Origin of the sequence: Flavobacterium sp. FlaQc-49, assembly GCF_044005985.1 — a bacterium.
GTDB classification, from domain to species: domain Bacteria; phylum Bacteroidota; class Bacteroidia; order Flavobacteriales; family Flavobacteriaceae; genus Flavobacterium; species Flavobacterium cupriresistens.
Genome location: NZ_JBIPCS010000006.1, coordinates 59,782 through 79,249, shown reverse-complemented (window position 1 = coordinate 79,249; position 19,468 = coordinate 59,782). Strand labels below are relative to the sequence as shown.

The window sequence follows — 19,468 nt, the reverse complement described above, 5'->3', positions numbered from 1 at the left end:
TACAGAATGGTTATACACACATGTTACAATTTAAATTCAGACACGGATTGAACAGATTCGTTATCACGAAGACACGGATTAAAACGGATTCAAAATTCTTTCTAATGAAATTTAAACAGAGACTTAACGAAATTTTTATTTTTTCCACAACTTTTGAATTTGCTCTTTTTTCGGCAAGTAGCGTAAAATGAACTTACATCACTTATATGGTTTAAGTACACTTTTACTTAATCCTCAACTTTTGCACCTGATCCGTAAAAAGTTGGAATTTGAAATTTAAAAATATTGGAATTTTTCTTTTCCTTACAAAAGCACTTCTATCATTTCTATTTTTGGGGTTTTGAATATTAAAATAACCCTATTTTTCTTTCATTTAAATAAAACTTAACATTAGCGTATATTTTTATTGCTTATATTTACTTAACTAAGAATTAACGATTTAGAAACATTGTTAATTTTTTATCGGTCGTAATTTCACAAGATTCAACTATTAAAGTAAATACCATATGGAAAAAGAAACAGACGAAACTATCGCACAAAGTACTGATTTGCCTAAAACAGATAATGCTCCAACAGTTACAGAAGTAAAGAAAGCAGAAACTCCTTCTGCGACAACAGCTGCAAAAAAACCGGTAGCTAAGAAACCCGCTACCACTACTCCACCACCGGCTAAAACTACTGTACCAAGAGCTCTGGCAAAAAAAACTGCTACTACATCACCGACTAAAACTACTACTCCAAGAGCTTTGGTAAAAAAAGCGGCAACTACATCACCGACCAAAACCACTACTCCAAGAGCATTGGCAAAAAAAGCGGCGACTACATCACCGACCAAAACTACTACACCAAGAGCTTTGGCAGAAAAAATTATCAATCCTAAAGTGGTTGTGAAAGCTACAGTTTTGACAAGTGCAGAAGACGATAATAAATCCAAGAAGACTGTCACTGTAAAGAATGAAGAAACAGTTAAAAAGGATAAATCAAAAGATAAAAAGAAAAAGATGAAAGACAAGGAAAAAGAGAAAGCCAAAAAGAAACTAGCCAAGAAAAAAGAAAAAGCTAAAAACGACAAAAAGAAAGAAAAGGCTAAAAAGGCAAAACAAAAAGCTAAAGCGAAAAAGAAAGAAAAAGCGAAAAAAGCGAAACTAAAAGTTAAAGCCAAAAAAATTGCTAAAAAGAAAGCAAAAAAATCAAAATCTAAAAAGAAATAATACTACCGAATGGGTTTGACTTTTAATAGTTGAACCCTTTTTTATGATTTTTAAAATTAAGCTTAGTTTTCTTTGTGTTTACTTTTTTTAACCGCAAGGAACGCAAAGGGTTTACGCAAGGAACGCAAAGTTTAATTATAACAGTATGGCTTATTTTTAATTTTACACCTATTTTTTTTTCACGCAGATTTAGCAGATTTTTTTAAGAGGCAAATAGATCAGCCTAATATGCTAAATCTGCGTGAAAAAGAAAATCTTTGTGAACCTTGTACTTTATTTTAATGGTAAAGGAAATGTTTGCTAAGATTTGCACAAAGTAAATAGAGGTTTTATGGAATATGCACTAAACTTATTTTGAAGTAATTTTAAAGACTCAGATTGCCAAAAACTTTTATCTCTTAGCGAACCTTGCGGTTAAAAACCAAATTAACAAGATTCCCTACTCCAAATCCAAGTTCTGTAATATAAACTCATCATCAAAATGTTCTTTAAAATAAGAAATCAGTTTGGAGTTGTTTTTAACCACTTCTCCAATCACGATAATTGCCGGTGCTGCAATTTCGTGCGCAGCAACCAATTGTGTTATTGAACTTACGGTTCCTATTACTTTTCGTTCTGTAGCTTTCGTTCCGTTTTGGATAATGGCGATGGGCAAATCATCTGTTCTGTTTTCTTTATAAATAGCAATGATTTCTTCTAATTTATGCATTCCCATTAAAATCACTACTGTCGCCGCCGATTTTGAGGCCAAATGAATGTCTTTAGAGAGTTCATGATTCGAAGTCGTTCCGGTAATCACCCAAAAACTATCTGCTATCCTACGTTGTGTTAAACTGATTCCAGCCGAAGCAGGAACTCCTAAAGCAGATGAAATTCCGGGAACAATATCGGTTTCTAAGCCCCATTTTTCTACATATTCAATTTCTTCACTTCCTCTTCCAAAAATAAAAGGATCACCCCCTTTTAAACGTACCACATGTCCATGACGGTTGGCCATTACAACAATCAATTCATTAATCTGATCTTGTGTATAGGCATGACAACCGGAGCGTTTGCCAACAAAAATAATTTCCGCATTTTTTGCATACTGCAACAATTCTTCGTTGACCAGGGCATCATAGAGGACTACATCAGCACTTTCTAAAACTTTTATTGCTTTCAATGTAATCAATTCAACATCACCGGGACCTGCTCCTACAACCGTTAATTTTGGCGTTTTTACTTTTTGCATTTCAGTTAACTTATGTTGATATTAAAGTCGTTTAATTCGTCAGCCGAACTACTATTGCTGAGATGAAAGTTTTCACTTTCTTCAATCGTAATCACCTGATGCGGAATTTTTGCTAATAAATCCGTCACTTTCAATTGGTCTGAATCGATTGCTTCTTTTATAATTGGCAGCATTTTTTTAGAATAAATTCCGATTAGCGAATGAATTTTACTGGCAGATGCAAAAACAGTAACTCCAGCTTCATCGGTATGTTTTGAAATTAACTCCGATAATAATTCAGTAGAAATCAATGGAATGTCACAACTCAGGATCAGGTTAAATTCGGTTTTAGAATGCATCAATGCGGTGTAAATACCTCCTAATGGTCCTTTGTCGGTAATAATGTCCGGTATTTTTTTATAGGCTAAATAATCGTATTCGCTCGTAGTAGTAACCAATTTTATTTTTTGTGTAAGAGGTAAAACCGCCTGAATGATATGCTCAATAAAAGGTTTTCCCTGAAATAAAACCAATCCCCTATCAGATTGCAGGTCAGAGCTTTTTCCTCCACAAAGAATAAATACCGTTAACGCTTTCATAACAAAGAATTTATAGGTTAGACGTTACTCAAAAACACTTATTTTTTACTTTTGATGAACATTGATCTCCGTAATTCCTAACGAAATCAAAAAACCAATTACCTCCTGTGTAATCAAAATATCCGATTCAAAAACAAGATCCCCTTTAGCGATCGGTTGCAACTTAGAAGAAACACCAGCAAATTGTTCCGGCATTATGGTAATCAAAATCGATTTATCATTGGCCATAACATACTCTTCCGTAACAATTGTATCTGCGTTGTTTGGTATAAAAGTGCCTAACGTAACAAATACGGCTTCATTATTTTTTACATTTAAACTAAGACGATCCGCAATCGGCACATCGCAAATCAGATCGTATTGGTGTTTCTCACTGCGAATAAAAGCATAGCCTTCTGCTGTTGACAATCTAAATGATGGTATTGCAATCGGTGCATATAGGGCTTCTCCCAAAACACAATCAAATGCCTTAGCTACAGAAATTTTTTGCAGGGGTGATTTTGAACTGGTTGTGTTCCCATCGGTTAAAGCTTTATTAACTTTTATCATTATTATAAATATATACTATGCTAAATACAGCTAAAAAACAGAGATGCCTTTGCAATAGATCGTGTAAAAAAATCAGTCGTATTTTAATGTCTATAAAATTAGTCTAATTTATTCAAAATCACCATTTAAATTGAATGTAGTTTGGAAGTAAAGTTATTTTTTTAAGCTATACTTCCGTCCTGCCTCCCGTTTTTCGTCTTTTTTTAAGATCATTTAAAGAATTAAAAAATGAAAAACAAAGTACAAAATACTACATTTTAAGCTGTCATTAAAAAATAATATCACGCATTAAAAAAATGAAAAAACAAACTCCACTCCTATAAAAACCAACACTTTAAATACCTTCAACAAACTAAAAAACCACCCTCATTTTAACATTCAAAAAAAATAATTAAACTTTTTTTTGGATATTATTATATTAAAATTAACTTTGTCTATAGAATTAGTAGAGTTTAAAATCATATTTAAAACCAAAAGCACTATATTTTGAAAACAACTGAAAGCATTTCGTATTCCATTTTACTTAAAAAATATACATCTAACATTTTTTGTTATATGTGCTTTTGTTGCTAAACTTCGCCATTAATTCGTTCGCGCTGATTATTCTTTAATCACAAAAATCAATCTGATTTAAAAAACGAATCTTTAAAAAAATCATCACAAAAATATTTACTGAAATTACAAAAATCTGTTTGCTGCATTGCTTTGCACTAAACTGATTATTGAAACGATACCTACAATCCAAAAAAATTAATAACTAAAAAAACTAAAATGAAAAAAATGCAAGGCTGTTGCTGTAACTAAAAAAAAAAGCCATTTCTGCGGCAACAGAAATGGCGAGGCTTAAGAACAACATTATCGTGAAATAAAGGAAACAAACAGAAAGTTGAAAAATCAACTTTCAAGGCTCCTTGTTAATTACTTAAAACCAATACAAAGAAATGAAAAAAATATTAAAGATATACTCATTGCTTTCTATCTTGCTTTTATCGGCAGGAATTAATGCCCAAAACACCACACCACTCATACAATCAAAGTTAGACGGAACTGTCGTAGATGACATTACTAATCAACCTATTATCGGAGCTTCTGTAACCATTAAGGGAACAACACACGGAGTTATAACAGATACAGAAGGAAAATTCTTTTTTCAAACCGGCCAAAAATTTCCATATACTTTAATCGTAAGTTACATCGGATATAAAAAAACAGAAATAGTTGTCGAAGGAAATCCGGTAATTATAAACCTTAAAGAAGAGCGCCAGGAATTAGACGAATTAGTAGTTGTCGGATATGGTTCTCAAAAAAGAAAAGACATTACAGGTGCTGTAGCCTCAATTCCAAAAGCCAATCTTGCTCAGGTTACCTCATCAGCAGACAATTTATTGCGAGGAGCTGTTCCGGGTGTAGTGGTAACACAAAGCTCCGGACGTCCGGGTGCTTCTTCCAGCGTACGCATCAGGGGTGGAAATTCTATCACTGCCGGTAACGAACCACTATACGTCATCGATGGCATCCTGGTTTACAATGACAATAGTAACGGTACAGCCGGAGTCGCTCTGGCCGGAGCAGGAGTTAACGTATTATCGACGATTAATCCTGGTGATATCGAATCTATTGAAGTCCTAAAAGACGCTTCTGCAACCGCCATTTACGGTTCAAGAGGAGCTAATGGAGTAATACTTATTACAACAAAAAAGGGTACAAAAGGAGTAGACAGAATCTCTTATCAAGGTTATTTTGGGGTACAATCCGTATCTAAAAAACTAAATCTGATGAACGCTTCCCAATGGGCCAGTTTGCGTAATGATGTTCAGGCCAGTATCGGACAGGCGCCTTCTTTTACAGCCGCACAAATTGAAGATTTTAAAACTTCCGGAAATTACGACTGGCAATCTGCTGCTTTTAGAACCGCAGCTCCAATTCAAAACCATCAATTGACTTTTTCAGGGGGTGATGACCGTTCGAGATATGCTATTTCAGCAAGTTTTTTTGATCAGCAAGGTGTTGTAATCGGGACAGATTTTAAAAGAATTTCCTTAAGAGCCAATTACGAAAGAAACTATTCTCAAGTTTTTAAGTTTGGAGTGAACATCAATTACACGAATTCATCCTCAAATGGAATCGGCTCCTCCAATTCAGGACGAGAACCAAGTCCACTGGTTAGTGCATTGTTAATTGCTCCCGTAGTTCCGATCAAAAATCCTGACGGAAGTTACAATGTCACCAAAAACCCCTACGCGACCTCAACAAACGGATATATTTCCAATCCGATCAATGATTTGAAAAATACGGTTAATGAAACCAAAATCAATAGAATTCTGAGCAGCTTGTTTGGGGAATATAAAATTACCAAAGAATTAATTGCTAAAGTTTCGGTAAGTGGTGATGTGATCAATACCAAACAAAATTATTACGCTCCTTCTTACACCACAACCGGAGCTTCTACCAAAGGATTGGCTTCAGTTGGTAACCGACTGGTAAGTTCTGTATTAAATGAAAACACACTGAATTACAATACCCGTTTTGGAGAGAACCACAAATTTTCAGCTTTGGCCGGATACACACTGCAATATACCAAAGGTGAAGTGGTAACAGCAGGTGCCAACACTTTCGTGAATGATCATAATCTCTATAATGCCCTGCAAGATGGTGTTCCGACAAAACCGTATAGCGATGCTTTTGAAAGTGTTTTGAAATCATGGTTAACAAGAGTCAATTATTCTTATAAAGACCGTTATAATTTTACTTTGTCCGCCCGTGCCGACGGATCATCCAGATTTGGTTCGGAATCACTTTGGGGGTATTTCCCGTCAGCAGGATTCTCGTGGAATATTACAGAAGAAGATTTCGCTAAAAACTTAAAAGGAGTTACGGAAGCAAAACTTAGACTTAGCGCCGGAACAACAGGAAATCAGGAAATTGGAAATTATCTTTCTCTGGCTTCTATGGGGTCAGTAAATTATTCTTTTGGAGGCACCATCAACACCGGACTTGCCCCTACCCGATTGGCCAATCCCGATTTGAAATGGGAAAAAACAAATCAGTATAACATTGGTTTAGACCTGTCCTTATTAGACCGAAAAATAAATTTTGTTTTTGATGTTTATTACAAAAAAACCAATGATTTACTGATCAATGTACCCGTGCCGCTTACTTCTGGATATGCAACTGTACTTCAAAACATTGGAGGGGTTGAAAATAAAGGTATCGAGATTGGTTTGATCACCGAGAACTTAAAAACCGAAAACTTTTCCTGGAACTCCAATTTTGTGTTTTCAGCCAATAAAAACAAAGTCGTTGCAATAGGAAACGGAGTTACTCAATTTTTCCCTATCGTTCCAAATGGCTCTTTATTACAGCAACAACCCGTAATTGTGAAAGTCGGAAAACCTCTGGGGACTTTCTGGGGATACAGAACCAACGGTATTTTTCAGACTCAGGACGAAATCAATACCCAACCTAAAATAAACAGTCTGGCCAATACCAAAGTTGGAGACCGAAAATATGTAGATACCAACGGAGACGGAATAATCTCAGCCGCGGACAAAGGAGATCTTGGAAGCTCACAACCCAAATTTGTGGGAAGTATCAGTAACACCCTATCGTATAAGGATTTTGATTTGCAAGTTAATTTTCAGGGTTCTTATGGCGGAAAAGTTTTTAATGCCCTGAACCAACAACTGGAAATCTCTACACTTGGAACGAATGCGTCAACAGTCCTAAATGATCGTTGGACACCAGCAAATCCGAGTAATGAGATCCCAAGAGCATCGAGTTCTCCTCTGGCAATAGTTTCAGAACGTTATGTTGAAGATGCTTCTTTTTTACGACTAAAACTAATCACTTTAGGTTACACCTTACCTAAAAGCGTTGCTAAAAAATTAAGAGCCAACAGTGTAAAATTTTATGTTTCCGCAGAAAACCTGATAACCTGGACCAAATACAAAGGCTATGACCCTGAAGTAAGCTCCTACGAGCAAAACAATTTATATCCCGGTATTGACTTTGGCGCCTATCCAAATTCCAAAACATTCATTTCCGGTCTGAACGTAACTTTCTAAGTAAAAAAATAAAACGATGAAAAAAATACTATACACAATTCTATTAGGTGCAAGTCTGCTGGTATCGTGCACCGATCTCGAGCTAACACCAATCTCATTTGTTACGGAAGATAAATACTTTGTAACACAAGATGATGCAGTGGCAAGCGTAACAGCCGTTTATGCTTCTTTAAATAATGATCCCGGTGAACAAAGTTTATTTGGCAGAAATCTATATTTCCTTACCGACATGGCTTCTGATTATGCCGCTGCGGGAGTTTCTGCAACGAATCCGCAAGTAAGAGCACTGAGCAGTTTGACACATGATGCTACTACAGATCGTGTTCAGGTAGCTTGGCGTCAGATTTATGCCGGAATCAACAGAGCCAACGTAGCGATTGACAATATTCCAAAAGTTTCTGGCTCGGAAGTAATCAAAAGCCGATTGATTAATGAAGCCAAATTCATAAGAGCCTTATTGTATTTTCAAGCGGTTCGTCTTTGGGGAGGCGTTCCAATTGTTTTACATGAACCCACTTCTATTAATGTTGAAAGTTTAAAATCAAAAAGAGCAACAGTAGAGGAAGTTTACGCTCAAATCATCTCTGATTTAACAGCAGCGGAAAGTTTGCCTGCAGTTTATCCCGCAAATGATGCCGGTCGTGCTACATCGGGAGCTGCAAAATCATTGTTGGTAAAAGTATACATTACCCGAAAAGACTGGGATAAAACCATTTTAAAATCTCAGGAAGTAATTAACGGGGGATACGGATATGCTCTTTTTGAAAATTTTGCAGACGTATTCAACAAAGCCAAAAAAAATGGAAAAGAACATATTTTCTCTGTTCAATTTGAACCTAATCAGGCAGGAAACGGTTCTAGCGGCAGTACCTTTCAAGGAACTTCTTTTACCGGATTTACCGCAACAGAACCTGCAGATATTATTTCAGATGTAGCCTTATTTTATGACATCTATGCTCCTCAGGATACCCGAAGAGATGTGAGTTATGCCAAACAATTGTTCAATCCGGCGACAGGATCGTTATATACTTTTCCAAAACCGATTTTCAAAAAGTACCTGGACCTTACCAATCTGGCTTCTCCCGGTAATGTGGCTATTAATTTTCCATTGATTCGTTATGCTGATATCCTATTGTCTTATGCAGAAGCAATTAACGAAAAAAGTGGCCCCACAACAGAAGCCTACGAATATTTAAATCAGGTAAAAAGAAGAGCTTACGGAAAACCAATATTCACTCCTGATGCTACGATCGATTATTCCGGATTAACACAAGCTACTTTCAGAGCAGCTCTTCAGGAAGAACGCAAAAAAGAATTCGTTCAGGAAGGCCAAAGATGGTACGATTTAGTACGCTGGGGAACTCTGGTTACCGAAGTAAAAAAAGTTACTGCCAAAAACTCGGTTTCTGAGAGAAACAATTTATACCCAATTCCGCAAAGCGAAAGAAGTATCGACCCGGTTGGATTACCACAAAACACAGGATATTAATTAACCCAAATAAACAACACCAATGAAAAAAGTTAAAAACAACAGTACAATCAAAAGTCCGCAAAAAGGACTTTTGATTACGGCTTTACTAGCCGCACAATTCGGATTTGCACAATTAAATCCTGACACCGAATTTAAAGGAACTATCGGAAAAACTTTAGTCGACTCCAAAGAATACTGGCCTGAGCCTGTAACGGCGCCAAAAGGAGCACCAAACGTGGTATGGATCTTACTTGATGACGTTGGATTTGGAGCTGCAAGTGCTTTTGGAGGTCTAATACAAACACCAACTTTTGATAATCTGGCCAACAATGGTCTGCGATACACCAATTTTCACACCACCGCAATTTGTGCTCCGACACGTGCTGCTTTATTAACCGGAAGAAATTCAGGAAGAGTACATGTTAGCGGATTTTCACACACCGTTTTGTCTGCCGGTTTCCCTGGTTGGGACGGAAGAATTCCTGCTGACAAAGGAACAATTGCCGAGATTTTACAGGCTAACGGCTACAACACTTTTGCCGTTGGTAAATATGGTGTTACTCCTGACGAAGAGGCTACAGATGCCGGTCCGTTTGACAGATGGCCAACCGGTAAAGGATTTGATCACTTTTTTGGTTTCTTAGGTTCCCAAACCGATCAGTATAAACCGGATTTGGTAGAAGATCAGGCACACGTAACTCCGGACGGAAGACATTTAACGGATCAGATCACAGATAAAGCCATCAGCTATATTACCAAACAACAAAAAGCAGCTCCGGGAAAACCATTTTTCTTGTACTATGCGCCCGGAGCCGTTCACGCACCTCATCAGGTTGCAGAATCTTGGACCGATCAATACAAAGGTAAATTTGATGAAGGCTGGGATGCTTATCGCGAAAAAGTATTAGCCAATCAGAAGAAATTAGGAGTAGTCCCTGCCAATGCTGTACTTCCGGAACGCAATCCGCTTATTACAGATTGGAAAAAACTAAGTCCGAACGAAAAGAAAGTATACGCCCGATTCATGGAAGTTTATGCCGGATATCTTACGTACACCGATCACGAAATAGGAAGAGTTGTAAATCACCTGAAAGAAACCAATCAATTAGACAACACCTTAATTATTGTTTCCATTGGAGATAACGGAGCCAGTAAAGAAGGGACTTTACAAGGAACCATCAATCAAAATCTTTTTGCTCAGGGTGTTTCTGACGAAAAAAATCTTCAGGCCAACTTAGATCATATCGGGGAAATTGGTACGGCAAAAGGGCTCAATACCAACTATCCATTAGGCTGGGCTCAGGCAACAAACGTGCCTTTTAAAAACTGGAAACAAGATGCACAATCCGAAGGAGGAACCCGTAATCCATTGATTATCTTCTATCCAAAAGGAATTAAAGACAAAGGTGGAATCAGAAACCAATACAGCCATGTTACTGATATACTTCCGACTACATTAGATATTATTGGAGTTAAAGCTCCGGAATATATCAAAGAAATCAAGCAGGATAAAATACAAGGTTCTTCTTTATATGCTTCTTTAAATGATCCGAAAGCAGAATCCTTACACAAAGTACAGTACTACTATATTTTTGGAAACAGAGCCATTTACAAAGACGGTTGGAAAGCTGCCGCTGCTCATCTTCCGGATTCTTTTGCCTTAAAAAATAGCTTAGGCAAAAATGAACCTCCTGTAAAAAGCAATTTTGATACCGATGTTTGGGAATTGTACAACTTAAACGAAGATTTTAATGAGCGTGTCAACCTTGCTAAAAAATACCCTGAAAAATTGGCCGAACTTAAAAAACTGTTTGATGAGCAGGCAAAAGAAAACAATGTTTATCCGCTAATTGACTGGCAGGATGTTTTCAGCAGAAGAATCCACAATTCAGGACCGGATAAAGACAAAAACATTCAAGAACTTATTAAGAAAGCCACCCAGCCCGCAGGAGGATCACATTAATTCATTAAACTAAAATTCAGGTCTTTTTGACAAACCTAAAAGACCTGATTCTATTTGAATCATTTAAAATTAAATCAGTATGAAAAGAGTAGACTATGAAATTATTGGAAAAAAGATTGTCGTTGGGGCAATTGTATTTTTAGTACCACTGGTCATTTTGGCTGGAGGTTTAGCATTAGTAAATCAACTTTTAAAATAAAAAATCATGGGAGTCATTCACAATCCACAAAAAAACTTAGCAAGAGACTTTGGAATCAGTCTTTTTATATACAGCTTGCCCGTAGTGGCCATTTATTTATATTTCAAACTAAACAATGGTATCATAGCAGAATCACACCTTACGCTGCCTTCCTTTTTAGAATTTGCAAAGCCGGTCTTTGCCAACATCCGCAGTTGGGGTCTAATCGTTTTCATGCTCATTCTGGGCGTTATCGAATTCGCTGCGGGTCTGTATGACGATCAATGGACAGGACAAGAACGCAAAGTAGACATCATTTGTTTTTTAGCTCCAAAATTGCTTTTACCTCCTGTAATTGCCTTTTTCAGTTTAACCGCTTTGCCTTTTCTAATTCCCAATTTGGCAAACACGCTTTCCTGGGTTCCGTTTTGGGGTGGCTTTTTCCTGATTGCCGTAGCCGATGATTTAACACAATACTGGTACCATCGTTTGCATCATCAGGTACCTTTTTTATGGCGTTTTCACAGAACACACCATTCGGCTCCCTACATGGGAATGGCGATGGCATCAAGACAGAATTTTATTTATACCGTTTTCTTTTCACAAATTTATTTGACCGCGACCTTAACGTTTTTAGGTTTAGGATTACCGGCTTTGTTTGTTACAGTTATAAAAAGTTTTATCACATTGGGCGCACATTCCAGTATTGCCTGGGATAAACCTTTTTACAAATACAGAATATTGCATCCGATTGCCTGGGTTTTAGAACGTTTTATCTCGACTCCCGCCACACATCACGCACATCATGCGGATACAAGCGGAGACGGTGTTGGTCATTTTAAAGGCAACTTTGGCAATATGTTTTTTCTTTGGGACATCATCTTCGGAACAGGTTTGATCACTCGCAAATTTCCGAAGTCTTACGGAATGAAATCGTACAAACAAGAAGAATGGTACGCCCAGTTTCTTTGGCCTATTTTCAAATCTAAAAAAGAAGGAAGTGCTTTGTCCGATGGCGTTTTCGCAGCTCCGTTAACACAAAGAGTGAGCCACAACAGCAATGTTAATATTCCTTCTAATGTCCCAGCACCGGCGGGCCCTGCTTATTATGAGCATGTTGAATCTTAAAAAAAGACCATGAAAAATAAAACAATAAAACACCGTATAACAGCAATTGTATTTTTACTTACAATTGCTGGTTTTTCTCAGAATCGGAGTCAGACAATCGTTCCGTTAGACGTTTTTTATTCTAAAATTAAAAGCCAAAAGAATCCACAGCTAATAGATGCGAGAGGCCCGGAAGAATTTGCTTTAAATCATATCGAAGGTGCCGTCAACTTAAACCTTCAATCCGAAAATTACGCCAAATATGTGGCCCATTTAGATCCATCAAAACCGGTATTCATTTATTCCATCGGAGCCGGAAGAAGTGTGGCTCTTGCAGACGAATTACTAAAAAATGGCTTTAAGGAAGCCTATAGTTTAGAAGGTGGAATTGCCAGTTGGATTGGTGCTGGAAAACCTTTTTACAGCAATTCAAAAAGCAAATTATCTCTAGCCGAATATAAACAAATCATTACAGAGAATAATTTCGTTTTAGTTGATATCGGATCCAAATATTGCGGTGCCTGCAAAAAAGTCAAACCGGTTCTGGAAACTCTGAAAGCCCAATATGGCGAAAATTTAAAAATTGTAGAAATTGAACTCGAAGACAGCCCGAAGGTAATTGCTGATTTAAAAACAATACAAGTTTTCCCTACTCTGATCTTATATAAAAACGGGAAAATAACCTTTAAAAAAGAAGGCTCTGCTGATTTGAAAAAGGAAGTTGATTTGGCTTTGGCAAACAATTTAAACTAACCCAATTTCAATTAGAACAGCCGTTTAAACCGTATTCAATGAAAACCATTATAGCGACCTCATCTCCTATTATTGGTTTTCAATTTTCAAATAAAATCTTTACATGTCAGTTAAAACAAAACAATTCACAATTCACGAAGACTGGACCGTCGTCATTTTAGGATTTTTAATAATTGGGATCTCCCTATTTATTTTTCTTCCTTCAGTACCCGTTTTCAAATGGTCGAATCTGACCGATTTACAAAACGATGTTTTTGATTCCGGCAATCTTCAAATTCTTCTATTGCAGTTTTTATATTTCATTTCTATAGGAACCATAGGTGTTTTTCTCGTTGGGAAATCGGTCAAAAACTTCTTAATTGTTTTTCCTTTAGTCTATTTACTGACCGTCATTGCTTTAATTATTGCCGGAAATTCTGTTTTGAAAGGATTCAATTTAGAAGCCGTTATTTTTAGTCTGATTCTCGGTTTGTCCATTGGTAATTTCTTCAAACTTCCCGACTGGTTTCGTGCCGCACTTTCGACAGAAGTCTTTGTGAAAATAGGTTTGGTTTTATTGGGCACCAGTGTTATTTTTTCCGATATTCTTAAAGCGGGATCATTAGGATTATTTCAGGCATTACTGGTGGTATTGTCGGTTTGGTACTTTGCTTTTTGGCTTTGCAAAAAACTAAAAATAGATGACGAACTTGCCCTGATGATTTCGAGTGCGGTTTCTATTTGTGGCGTTTCTGCTGCCATTGCGACTTCGGGTGCAATAAAAGGAGATGCCAAAAAACTGTCCTATGTCATCTCGATTGTACTGGTAACGGCCGTACCAATGATGATTTTTATGCCGATTATTGCCAAATATTTCGACTTTCCGGAAGAAGTAACCGGAGCTTGGTTAGGCGGAAGCATTGATACTTCGGGGGCTGTTGCCGCTTCCGGCACACTGGTTGGCGAAACTGCTTTAAAAATCAGTACGATTGTAAAGTTTTCGCAAAATGTATTGTTAGGATTAGCCGCTTTTGCCATTTCAGTTTATTGGACGTATAACGACAATACACAATCTGATACCGAAATTTCTAAACCAACTTTAGGCGTAATTTGGCAACGTTTCCCAAAATTCGTAATTGGTTTTATTGGTGCCTCCCTCCTTTTTTCCTTCCTGATTGCTCCGGAAATTCGAAACGAGGTAAAAGACAGTTTGAAAAATCTACAAGGGATTTGGTTTGCTTTGGCTTTTACCAGCATCGGTTTGGAGACCAATTTCAAAGATTTATTAAGCAATACCAGTAAAAAACCGCTGTACGCTTTTCTAATTGCACAATTATTCAATATTATCATTACACTCCTAATTGCATTTTTGCTTTTCAATAAGTAAATTTAGATTCCAATTTTAAACAAAAACAGCATGAAAAAAATAGCAACCCTACTACCACTATTGTTTCTATCGGTAGTTTTAGTTCAGGCGCAAAGTAAAACAGCAGCTTCAAAACCCAATATAATCCTGATCATGGTCGATGATATGGGGTATTCTGACCTGGGAAATTATGGTTCGGAAATAAAAACGCCAAATCTTGATAAACTGGCAAAAGAAGGAACAAGACTGCGTGAGTTTTACAACAACTCGATTTGTGCGCCAACCAGAGCTTCGTTATTAACAGGACAATACCAGCACAAAGCCGGTGTAGGTTTTTTTGATGTGAATTTAGGATTGCCCGCCTATCAAGGGTATTTAAACAAAGAGTCTCTCACGCTTGGAGAGGTTTTTCGTTCCGGAGGTTACAGTACCCTCTTATCCGGAAAATGGCATGTCGGTTCTGAAGATCAGGCACAATGGCCTAACCAGAGAGGATTTGATAAATTTTACGGTATCTTAAAAGGTGCTGCCAGCTACTTTGACACCAAGCCGCTGCCTTTCGGAAAAAAACCTTATCCGGTGAAATTGCTTCGAAATAACGAAGAATTACATCCAAAAGATGATTCTTATTATTTTACGGATGAGATTGGGAATAATGCGGTTACTTTCTTGGACGAACAAAACAAAGAAAACAAACCTTTCTTTTTGTATCTGGCGTTTACGGCTCCACATTGGCCCTTGCAGGCAAAACCCGTTGATATTGCCAAATACAGAGGCAAATTTGATGAAGGCTGGGATGTGTTAAGAGACCGAAGAATTCAAAAACTAAAAGAAAACGGTATTTTACCCGCAGATCAGACCGTAGCACCAAGAGATCCCGAAGTTCCGGAATGGAACAAACTAACTTACGACGAAAAACAATTCTGGAAAGCCAAAATGGAAGTATATGCCGCAATGGTAGACAATATGGATAAGAATGTGGGCAAAGTTCTGGAGAAGATTAAAGCGTTGAAAAAAGACAAAAACACTTTGATTATTTTCATTTCTGATAATGGAGCCCAAGGCGGTTTCAACACTTACAATCCTTTAGGACGAGGTTTAGTCCGAAACGATGGACCAATTGGAACTTCAGGTTCTTTTGATTATCAGGAACAAAACTGGGCCTATTTGTCTAATACTCCATTACAACAATATAAAAACAACATGCACGAAGGTGGATTTAGTTCTCCTTTTATTGCCTGGTATCCTTCAAAAATAAAAGCCGGAAGAATCGATAAAGGAACAGGACACATTATTGACCTCGCTCCTACTTTTTACGAACTGGCCGGAATTGAATATCCCAAAGCATATAATGGTGTGACGACAAATCCTTTGGTTGGGAGTAGTTTGTTACCTGTTTTATTTAATAATGTTTCGCAGGTCGATAGAGGCACACCATTGTTCTGGGAAAGAGCAGGAAACAGAGCCGTAAGAGACGGCAAATGGAAACTGGTTTCTACCTATCCGTCTTACGAATGGGAACTTTACAACATAGAAACCGACAGAGGTGAGACTACTAATGTTGCCCAACAAAATGCGGGAATTGTAAACCAACTTTCGGCAGCTTATTTTGAATGGGCTGACCGGACAGGAGTTGTCGAATACAGCAAATTCAAACTAAAAACAGAGCTGATGCCCGGTGGTGCAGCACTAAAAAAATAATTGTTTTTTTTGATATTTTAAACAATTATAAACAAAAGGCGGTTGTGTTAAACAATCGCCTTTTAAATTTCAACTACAACCTATAATATTTTACATTTTTCGATTAAACACAAAACAAAAACTAATCTTTTAGTTAAAAAGAAAATAATTCAATTATCAATTGATAAAACTACTTTATTTTATCAAAAAACAACTATTTCAATTCAAATGTTACAAATCAAACAATAATTAGATTATTTGTTATTTTTATTGATAAAACATTGCTATTAATTAACATATATTTAAGATATTTGAGATAACTAATCTTAATAAAATACCACATGAGAATTGATTTAAGTTTTAAAAGGTTAGCGACACTGTTATTTGCATTATTCATTCAAGCAACACTCGCTCAAGAAGTTAAGATAAATGGACACATTTTTGACAAAGCAGGATTACCGATTCCCGGAGCAAACGTAGTTTTAAAAGGAACCAAAGTGGTTACCCAAACTGGTTTTGATGGAGAATTTACAATCAATGCAAAAGAAGGACAAACTCTTATCATTTCTTATGTAGGAATGAAAACGTTAGAAATTGAAGCATCAAAATCAATGAAAATAACCCTTCAGGATGCCTCAAATGAACTTGAAGCAGTTGTAGTTGTAGGATACGGAACCCAATCTAAGAAGAATTTAACAGATAATATTGCCAGAGTTACCGCAAAAGATATCCAGCAGGTACCTGTCGCCAACGTACAAAATGCATTGGTAGGTAAATTAGCCGGTGTACAGATCACGCAAACAAACGGTAAAATCGACGGAGGAATTAACATCAGAGTTCGTGGAGCTGCCAGTATCAGTGCCGGAACACAACCTTTGTATGTATTAGACGGTATTCCGTTAATTACCGATGATGAGTCCAGCAATGGTGCACCAACGAACCCGTTGCTTACTTTGAGCACCAATGAAATCGAGTCTATAGATGTTTTAAAAGATGCTTCGTCTGCGGCTATCTATGGAGCTCGTGGCGCCAATGGAGTTGTAATTATTACCACCAAAAAGGGGAAAGAAGGAAAAGGAACTTTCAGCATCAACCTTTCGCAAGGGGTTAGTGAACCCACACATAAAAGAAAATGGCTGAATTCTAAACAATATGTAGAATTACTACAGGAGGCAGGACGAAATGCGCAAGATCTGGAATCTGTAGAAGAAGAATTAGAATTTTTATCTCAGGGTACAGACTGGAGAAACGGACAAATAAACACAGATTGGCAGGATATTGCTTTTCAGACCGGCTATACTACTGATGCAGATTTTTCACTTTCGGGAGGCGATCAGAAAACAAGATATTTCATTTCAGGGGCTTACAATAATACGGTGGGGATTATTGACAGTAATGATTTAGAAAGATTAACATCAAGAGTAAATCTATCCCATAAAGTTTTCGACAATTTTACCGTGGGTATGAACTTAAGCTTCTCCAGATCGTTAATCAACAGAGTTCAGGACGATAATTCCTTTTCAAGTCCATTACAATCAGTAGCACAGTCTCCTATCTCTCCTGCTCGACTCGAAGACGGTAGTGCCAATCCAAATACAGAGTATTCAAATTATCTTTTAGCCAAAGACAATACGTTTTGGAAAACCATTGTGAGAAGACTAACCGGAAAAGTTTTTGCAGAATATAAATTTTTACCGTCTTTAAAATTTAATTCTGATTTCTCTTATGATCTTTTATCTCAAACGGAAGATTACTGGCAAGGAAAAAATGCACCTTTCATGGCTACTGATGGAGCCGTTTTTGCCTCTTCTGTAAACACCGAAAATTACATTTCGAGTAACTACTTTACTTTTGATAAAACTTTCGCGGAAAAACACAGTTTTAATGCTGTTATCGGTATGGAGTATAATAATTACCACAGAAGATATCAGGATGTAAACAGTATTTATTTCCCAAATGATGATTTTAATACCATCGATGGAGGTGCCGAAGTAAATGAAGGCCATGGTAGTGAAACGGATTATGTTTTTGTTTCTCAATTCGGAAGATTAAATTATGCATTTAATAATAAATACCTTTTTAAAGCTAGTATTCGTCGTGACGGTTCTTCCCGATTTGGAAAAAACAACCGATTTGGTTATTTCCCGGCTCTTTCAGCGGGTTGGATTATTTCTAACGAAAGTTTCCTGAAAGACAATTCCGTTTTAACCTACTTAAAAGTAAAAGGAAGCTGGGGGAAATTAGGAAATGCTGAAATAGGCAATTTTGCTTCACGCCAATTGTACCGACCAAATCCTTATAACTTAAAATCAGGTTTAACTTTTGATCAGGCGGGTAATGATAATCTCACCTGGGAAAAATCTACCCAAATTGATTTTGGCTTTGAAGCAGGTTTCCTGGACAGGATTACACTTGAGGTAGACTACTATCAAAAAGATACTGATGGTTTATTATTTGAAGCGCCACTTCCGATAAGTTCGGGAGCAGCTTCTGTTAACAAAAATATTGGGCAGATCAGAAGTAATGGTTTTGAATTTACACTGAATACCAAAAACTTTGATAACGAAAAATTTAAATGGAATACCAGTTTTAATTTAACAACTAACCAGTCAAAAATAAGATCATTACCTAATAACAATGCCGATGTTATTGCTGTTGGCTCCTATACTATTAACAGAGTTGGAGAATATATTTCTTCTTTTTTCCTAGTGGAATATGCAGGTGTTAATTCAGAAAATGGAGATGCTCTTTTTTTCAAAAACACTCTAAATCCTGATGGTACGCTCAATAAAGATCTAACAAGCGACTATTCTCAAGCAAGGAGAGTTATTGTCGGGAATCCTTTCCCTACTTTAATGTCAGGTATGACCAATACGATTATCTATAAAGGTTTTGATTTTACCTTTACTTTTCAAGGAGAATGGGGAGCCAGTATTTATAACACTGCGGGTATTTATCAATCTACAGCTGCCGATTATTATGATAATCAGACAGCAGATCAGTTAAATCGTTGGCAAAACCCCGGAGATATTACGGATGTACCTCAGGCTAGATTTCAAAAACAAAATGGTACACAGGAATCAACCCGTTATTTAGACAAATCAGATTTTGTACGTTTAAGAAATCTTACATTAGGGTATACGCTTCCTAAACAAGCCATCAAGGATACCGGAATGAGCAGTCTGAGATTGTATTTTACAGCTGTAAATTTGCTAACTTTTACGAACTACAAAGGATTTGATCCCGAAGCAAGAAGAGATGATGGGGGAATCGGAGAAGACTTTTATTCAGCACCTCCTGCAAGAACTATGGCTTTAGGAGTAAATATTAATTTTTAA

General features: G+C 37.0%; 13 protein-coding genes. 9 read left to right on the top strand and 4 right to left on the bottom strand.

Annotated features, from left to right (window positions below):
- Positions 1 to 490: 490 nt before the first annotated feature.
- Positions 491 to 874 carry a hypothetical protein gene (locus ACHRV3_RS13865; protein ID WP_395435193.1) on the bottom strand — a complete coding sequence of 128 codons (384 nt, stop codon included), beginning with the start codon at positions 872 to 874 and terminating at the stop codon, positions 491 to 493.
- Here ACHRV3_RS13865 and ACHRV3_RS13860 point away from each other — a divergent pair.
- Positions 855 to 1,211, top strand: a complete 357-nt coding sequence (locus tag ACHRV3_RS13860) for a hypothetical protein (RefSeq protein ID WP_395435194.1) — start codon at positions 855 to 857, stop codon at positions 1,209 to 1,211. The genes ACHRV3_RS13865 and ACHRV3_RS13860 overlap by 20 nt on opposite strands.
- A gap of 439 nt (positions 1,212 to 1,650) precedes the next feature.
- Here ACHRV3_RS13860 and cobA read toward each other — a convergent pair whose 3' ends face one another.
- The 3 genes from cobA to ACHRV3_RS13845 are packed head-to-tail and all read right to left on the bottom strand — an operon-like array spanning position 1,651 to position 3,569.
- Positions 1,651 to 2,442: a uroporphyrinogen-III C-methyltransferase gene (gene cobA / locus ACHRV3_RS13855; RefSeq protein ID WP_047773506.1), complete on the bottom strand. Its 792-nt coding sequence runs from the start codon at positions 2,440 to 2,442 to the stop codon at positions 1,651 to 1,653.
- Between the two features lie 5 nt (positions 2,443 to 2,447).
- The gene (locus tag ACHRV3_RS13850; RefSeq protein WP_395435195.1) at positions 2,448 to 3,020 is read right to left on the bottom strand and encodes a molybdenum cofactor guanylyltransferase; all 573 of its coding nucleotides are present in this window, start codon (positions 3,018 to 3,020) and stop codon (positions 2,448 to 2,450) included.
- Between the two features lie 45 nt (positions 3,021 to 3,065).
- Complete coding sequence (locus tag ACHRV3_RS13845; RefSeq protein WP_395435196.1) at positions 3,066 to 3,569, bottom strand: hypothetical protein; 504 nt, start codon at positions 3,567 to 3,569, stop codon at positions 3,066 to 3,068.
- A gap of 941 nt (positions 3,570 to 4,510) precedes the next feature.
- Between ACHRV3_RS13845 and ACHRV3_RS13840 the strand changes: the two genes are divergently transcribed.
- From ACHRV3_RS13840 to ACHRV3_RS13805, 8 genes are all read left to right on the top strand, one after another.
- Positions 4,511 to 7,633, top strand: a complete 3,123-nt coding sequence (locus ACHRV3_RS13840; RefSeq protein WP_395435197.1) for a SusC/RagA family TonB-linked outer membrane protein — start codon at positions 4,511 to 4,513, stop codon at positions 7,631 to 7,633.
- A 16-nt stretch (positions 7,634 to 7,649) separates the two neighbouring features.
- Positions 7,650 to 9,122, top strand: a complete 1,473-nt coding sequence (locus tag ACHRV3_RS13835; RefSeq protein ID WP_395435198.1) for a RagB/SusD family nutrient uptake outer membrane protein — start codon at positions 7,650 to 7,652, stop codon at positions 9,120 to 9,122.
- A 22-nt stretch (positions 9,123 to 9,144) separates the two neighbouring features.
- The gene (locus ACHRV3_RS13830; RefSeq protein WP_395435199.1) at positions 9,145 to 11,067 is read left to right on the top strand and encodes an arylsulfatase; all 1,923 of its coding nucleotides are present in this window, start codon (positions 9,145 to 9,147) and stop codon (positions 11,065 to 11,067) included.
- A gap of 205 nt (positions 11,068 to 11,272) precedes the next feature.
- Complete coding sequence (locus ACHRV3_RS13825) at positions 11,273 to 12,373, top strand: sterol desaturase family protein (protein ID WP_395435200.1); 1,101 nt, start codon at positions 11,273 to 11,275, stop codon at positions 12,371 to 12,373.
- Between the two features lie 9 nt (positions 12,374 to 12,382).
- Entirely contained in the window at positions 12,383 to 13,105 is a 723-nt protein-coding gene (locus ACHRV3_RS13820; RefSeq protein ID WP_395435201.1) for a thioredoxin domain-containing protein, read from the top strand.
- Between the two features lie 103 nt (positions 13,106 to 13,208).
- Positions 13,209 to 14,471, top strand: a complete 1,263-nt coding sequence (locus ACHRV3_RS13815; RefSeq protein WP_395435202.1) for a YeiH family protein — start codon at positions 13,209 to 13,211, stop codon at positions 14,469 to 14,471.
- Positions 14,472 to 14,501: 30 nt separating this feature from the next.
- Positions 14,502 to 16,151: an arylsulfatase gene (locus ACHRV3_RS13810; protein WP_395435203.1), complete on the top strand. Its 1,650-nt coding sequence runs from the start codon at positions 14,502 to 14,504 to the stop codon at positions 16,149 to 16,151.
- A gap of 320 nt (positions 16,152 to 16,471) precedes the next feature.
- Positions 16,472 to 19,468 carry a SusC/RagA family TonB-linked outer membrane protein gene (locus ACHRV3_RS13805; RefSeq protein ID WP_395435204.1) on the top strand — a complete coding sequence of 999 codons (2,997 nt, stop codon included), beginning with the start codon at positions 16,472 to 16,474 and terminating at the stop codon, positions 19,466 to 19,468.

Bases quoted from the DNA above. Each gene is read 5' to 3' on its own strand.
- ACHRV3_RS13825 (WP_395435200.1), top strand. From the start codon at position 11,273: ATGGGAGTCATTCACAATCCACAAAAAAACTTAGCAAGAGACTTTGGA.
- ACHRV3_RS13835 (WP_395435198.1), top strand. From the start codon at position 7,650: ATGAAAAAAATACTATACACAATTCTATTAGGTGCAAGTCTGCTGGTA.
- cobA (WP_047773506.1), bottom strand. From the start codon at position 2,442: ATGCAAAAAGTAAAAACGCCAAAATTAACGGTTGTAGGAGCAGGTCCC.
- ACHRV3_RS13820 (WP_395435201.1), top strand. From the start codon at position 12,383: ATGAAAAATAAAACAATAAAACACCGTATAACAGCAATTGTATTTTTA.
- ACHRV3_RS13840 (WP_395435197.1), top strand. From the start codon at position 4,511: ATGAAAAAAATATTAAAGATATACTCATTGCTTTCTATCTTGCTTTTA.
- ACHRV3_RS13845 (WP_395435196.1), bottom strand. From the start codon at position 3,569: ATGATAAAAGTTAATAAAGCTTTAACCGATGGGAACACAACCAGTTCA.
- ACHRV3_RS13815 (WP_395435202.1), top strand. From the start codon at position 13,209: ATGTCAGTTAAAACAAAACAATTCACAATTCACGAAGACTGGACCGTC.
- ACHRV3_RS13810 (WP_395435203.1), top strand. From the start codon at position 14,502: ATGAAAAAAATAGCAACCCTACTACCACTATTGTTTCTATCGGTAGTT.
- ACHRV3_RS13805 (WP_395435204.1), top strand. From the start codon at position 16,472: ATGAGAATTGATTTAAGTTTTAAAAGGTTAGCGACACTGTTATTTGCA.
- ACHRV3_RS13850 (WP_395435195.1), bottom strand. From the start codon at position 3,020: ATGAAAGCGTTAACGGTATTTATTCTTTGTGGAGGAAAAAGCTCTGAC.
- ACHRV3_RS13830 (WP_395435199.1), top strand. From the start codon at position 9,145: ATGAAAAAAGTTAAAAACAACAGTACAATCAAAAGTCCGCAAAAAGGA.